This window comes from Affinundibacterium flavidum, assembly GCF_014284175.1.
Classification (GTDB): domain Bacteria; phylum Pseudomonadota; class Gammaproteobacteria; order Burkholderiales; family Burkholderiaceae_D; genus Undibacterium; species Undibacterium flavidum.
Window position 1 is genome coordinate 1 of the sequence record NZ_JACOGA010000039.1, and the last position, 4,329, is coordinate 4,329.

A 4,329-nucleotide genomic window follows, 5' to 3' on the forward strand; every position below is an offset into this window, starting at 1 on the left:
TTCATCGTCGGAATACCTCTTTTTTTGAATAAAAGAAAAATTATCGCCCGAAGGCAATTTAATCGGTTTCCCATTACTACGCTCACACCAATCGCGAATAGTTAAACAGGTATTAGAAAACATCATAGACTTTCTCACTTTAGATTTGAAATTGTTCCCGGTTCAATTTTATAAGGCAATTCTGTACGAAGTGCAGAACCAGTTCCATGAATCGTTCCAGTATGAGGATTTTTTACCGGGGCGAGATTCCACCATTCATTTCCTCCACCATTTTTTAAAGGAATAATATGGTGTGGAGTCGGTGCGTGCATGGATGATGTTGCCTTTGGCGTGTGTCACTTGTTGCATGCGTAGCGCATGTTGCTACTGGTGCCATTGCTGTAGCTGTAGGCGATGGTGCCGGATTGTCCGGTGATGTTGGTGACGCGATTTAAGGCGTCATAGGTGTATTTGCTGACCTTGCCATTTATGATTTCTTTGCCGAGTTTGGCGGCGAATGTGTCATGTCAAGATGCGCCCCCACTTTTGTGTCGCATGTAAACGACCCCATGCAGCGCAATAGACAGAACCCAACTCGACTTACAAATGCTTACGCCTTACGGCCTTGTGTTTTGGTCGGTAAGAACCAAATATTTAACATGGATGCATTACCTCTTTTTTTCCGTGCTGTCGACCGTAAGCCTCTGCACCAATTCAGAGAGCGAAAATTGCCCCCTCCCAGACGCGCGTCCTGAAACCTCTTCTACTTTCGACATCACCAGTTTCTCCCCTATCGCATGATCAAGGAGGGTTTCGACAAGGCCGCAAATCTCACCAGTAGTGAGCTCATTCAAGTCGCCACAATACATTGTGATTCGATAGAGTCCGAAAGTCAGCATAAGATCAAAGGAAGCATCTGCAACATCTATTCCATAAATGTGTCGGACAAAGGCTAGTGCGTCTGATAAAGGTTTGCGCTGACGATGCGCATAAACGCGCCATCCTCGAATGTCGGGCTTTGCTTGAACGAGGTTTTCGATTCGCTGCGCTACGTCCACATTACCTTCAGGTGTTAGTGCAAGCACAGCGTCGCCCCCTTCGCTCGTCAACTCAAAACAAAAATCAAACCCATTTTTTTGGAGCAGAGTTTCGATATGCTGGAACGCCTCACGATGCATCCCCCCAATAACATTCTTCGCCAATACCTCAGAGGAAGCGTCAAATTCTTGCCAAAAGCCCTTAGTCGCATCAGATATCATGGTCGAGCCCCTCTCGATTTTTCAATTACTCTTCTTCCGGCTTCAATTTTAGTCGCATTTTTAGGTAATGTGGGGTTGAGTGGAGGAATAGCGTTGGACAAGTTATCCAAACCACGTTCATGCGCCAAAATCGTTTCCACACCCGCAGCCTCCTCCGGAGTCAACTGTTCAGCCAAGACACGCGCTTTTGGCGCCGTTCCCGTTGACGTTTTTGCTTTGTGATCTTTGTCAGCCATTCTCTTTGGCACCGCCCGCCCCGTCTTTCCAATATAAGGTTTATTAGCAATCAGTTCGGATGCTGGGATCTCGTAAACACTACACGGGCCACCTGAACCGCACATTGGGACATGATCAGAGGCATTGATTGGCGAAGTCGCATTATTTGTCCCAACAGGATGAGCTATACCCCCATCATCAACACCATGCGCACCAGCATATGGCTCATCACCAACCGGCATATGACGTGTTGGCGTTGCCACCACACTCTTCGAAGTAATCTTAGCACCAGCAGATCCCATCGTGCCAGCTTCTTGCGTCACAACGCCCTTCACGCGACTCGATACACTTTGTACCGCAGTCTCAACCGCCTCGCGGGTCTTTTTCACCGTGCTGGAAATCGCACCTGTGACTGCTTGCCCTATTTCTGTTTTTAATGCCGCAGGAATTAGTGGTGCTACCACGCCCAAGCCCATACCGATGGCGGTTGTTGTCGCTGTTTGCTCAGGCTTATAACTTTCCTGCAATCCAGCAGAGATATTCACGCCTTGGGTTGCCGCATCAGTGCCACCAGAGAGCAAGCCGCCGGTGAGCGCACTTCTTGCCATCGTACTCGCTAGCGTTGTACCTCCACCACCTAAACCACCTAACATCGTACTGGCGACATTCACGCCTACCATCGCAAGTCCACCACCAATAGCGCGTTTAAAGTACTGACGACTAGTGATTTTGCCTTCGTCGTATTGATCTCGTACGGGATCATGCACAATCGCAAAACCAAATGTCGCTGCTGAGTAAGCTCCTTTGGCGAATGCCCAGCCTGCACAAGACCAGGCACCGCATCCTTCTGCTGCTTTGTCTATACTCGCTGAGATCGATTGATACCCATGCAAATCAATATAAGTCGTCGGATTCCCATAAGCATACAAATAGTGATGCAAAGACAGTGGCGTATTCCAGTCGCCCTCGTACGGATCTTGGGTGATGAAGCGGCCTGTTTGTGGGTCGTAGTAGCGGGCTTGGAAATAGATCAAGCCCGTCTCTTGATCCATCTGGTGGCCGGTGTAGCCGAACTTGTTGGCGCTTTGTCCGCTTCTGCTGACGATGTTGCCGAAGGCGTCGTAGACGGTTTCGCTTTTGAGCTGACCGCTGTTGTCCGTGGTGGCGGTGATGCTGCCTAGGGCGTCGTGGTGGAGGGCTTGGCTGCCGTCGCTTTTGCTCCACAGGCTGACGGTGTGGCGTCCGTCGTTTTCATAGCGGCTTAGGGTGTTGCCGCTGGTGTCGCTGTCCTGGAAGGCGTGACGGCCATTCCAGAGGGTGCGGAAGATCGCGGGCGGCGCATTCGGTTGTAAGGGGTCTTTGGCTTCTTTTTCGACACGCAGACCTAAGTGGTTATTGCTGTAGTTGCCCAGCACCGTATTGTTTTTGCGAACACTGATCAGGTTGTCTCTGGCGTTGTAGCTGTAGGTCGTGATGTCACTGCCTTGGGTCTTTTGGCTGAGATTGCCTTGGCTGTCGTAACTTAATGTGATGTCACCTGTTGCTATGTCGGTGATGGCGGTGAGTTGGTTGCGGCCGTCGTAGGTGTAAGTTTTTGTGATGCTTGTTGGGCTGCCTGTGCTGCCTGTGCTGCCTGTGCTGCCTGTACCTGCAGGCTTGGTGGTGATGATTTCTTTGGTGCGGTTGGCTAGAAATGCGTTATGTGAAAACGTGACCCTCCTTTTCCCTGGATAACGTTGGCATCGTCGAACGTCTATCAAATGTCAACGTTTCCATACTGCGCAATCGATAGAACCCATTGCGCCCTACAAAGGATTATGCCTTACAGCCTTTTATCCATATTCATATGAGATTAATATTTTCAACTCTTTCGAACCTACTCCACCGAATTTTTCTAAATCATCGGCAATTTTACTCAGTTTCAAAGTAAGTTCACTTACTTCCATTGTGATATCTTCAAACACTAATTGAAGTGCAAATCGCAACTTAATTTTCTCAATCTCACTCACAAAAGTATTAATAAACTCTCTCGGCAAAGATGCCATCAAGTAACTAATGTGGAGTGAATCCCAATTGGAACATATGCCCTCCTCAATATCATCCTCAGTTTCATAAGTGTCTGAATTCGCAGAAAAGACGTTAATCGTCATCAAACAATCCGTTTCCCAAGACGCGACCTTACCTTTGCGACGTAAATAATAGAAATCATCCTCCGAGATAAAACCAAACTGCTTAAGCGATTTGTGCAAATCGACTCGCGGCAAAGGGTTATTACTTCGCAATATCACTGCTACTTCTTCAACGTATTGATTTTTCATTTTCTAAATTTGTCCATTGCTCTATGCTGATCTGGCGTGACTTCACGAAGATTTCTCGGCCCATTGGAACCTCCATTACGTTGCGGATCTACATGATGTAATTCTCTGCTTTCAAACTCACCTGTGCTTGAATTGTAATCCAATGGCGCTACACCACGTCTCATTCTATTTAAATTTTCTTTAGAAAATTCACCGGTACTTTGACTTTCTAAATGCCTATTTTTCCAATAGCGACTTCTTACGGTATCCCAGTCTGGAACTGAACCGTCTCTTAAAGGCTTGTCAATCGGATCTCCGCGTCTCCATCGATTGAATTTCACCGAACCGTCTGCCTCACCTGACGGGACTCTATTTTCCGACTTGACAATACCAAGCCCAACATGCGGCTGGATTGGCGTCACAATAATATTATTTCCCTCTGGCTTGCTGGCCGGATTCACAAGAACGCCAGAATCCGCGTCCGGTCTATCTATCGGCTTTCCTTCAAGCACTGGCCGACTTCGCGGACGTGATTTTGTTTCGCCCGTATGACTCGGCCCCTTCACCGGATCAATTGG

General features: G+C 48.1%; 5 protein-coding genes. All 5 read right to left on the minus strand.

The window, feature by feature from the left end; translation table 11 throughout:
• Positions 1–134: 134 nt before the first annotated feature.
• Positions 135–311 carry an HNH endonuclease gene (locus tag H8K55_RS21215; protein ID WP_186944242.1) on the minus strand — a complete coding sequence of 59 codons (177 nt, stop codon included), beginning with the start codon at positions 309–311 and terminating at the stop codon, positions 135–137.
• A gap of 336 nt (positions 312–647) precedes the next feature.
• The gene (locus H8K55_RS21220; protein ID WP_186944243.1) at positions 648–1,238 is read right to left on the minus strand and encodes a hypothetical protein; all 591 of its coding nucleotides are present in this window, start codon (positions 1,236–1,238) and stop codon (positions 648–650) included.
• Positions 1,235–3,214: an RHS repeat domain-containing protein gene (locus H8K55_RS21225; protein WP_186944244.1), complete on the minus strand. Its 1,980-nt coding sequence runs from the start codon at positions 3,212–3,214 to the stop codon at positions 1,235–1,237. The genes H8K55_RS21220 and H8K55_RS21225 overlap by 4 nt, the downstream gene beginning before the upstream one ends.
• Before the next feature lie 72 nt (positions 3,215–3,286).
• Positions 3,287–3,772 (minus strand): hypothetical protein, encoded by a 486-nt coding sequence (locus H8K55_RS21230; protein ID WP_186944245.1) that lies wholly within the window; start codon positions 3,770–3,772, stop codon positions 3,287–3,289.
• Positions 3,769–4,329 (minus strand): HNH endonuclease signature motif containing protein (locus tag H8K55_RS21235; RefSeq protein WP_222612569.1); only part of this gene is annotated, 561 nt, incomplete at its 5' end. The genes H8K55_RS21235 and H8K55_RS21230, both read right to left, overlap by 4 nt.

Excerpts from the sequence above, each read along its gene's own strand:
- H8K55_RS21215 (WP_186944242.1), bottom strand. The coding sequence starts at position 311 with ATGCACGCACCGACTCCACACCATATTATTCCTTTAAAAAATGGTGGA.
- H8K55_RS21220 (WP_186944243.1), bottom strand. The coding sequence starts at position 1,238 with ATGATATCTGATGCGACTAAGGGCTTTTGGCAAGAATTTGACGCTTCC.
- H8K55_RS21230 (WP_186944245.1), bottom strand. The coding sequence starts at position 3,772 with ATGAAAAATCAATACGTTGAAGAAGTAGCAGTGATATTGCGAAGTAAT.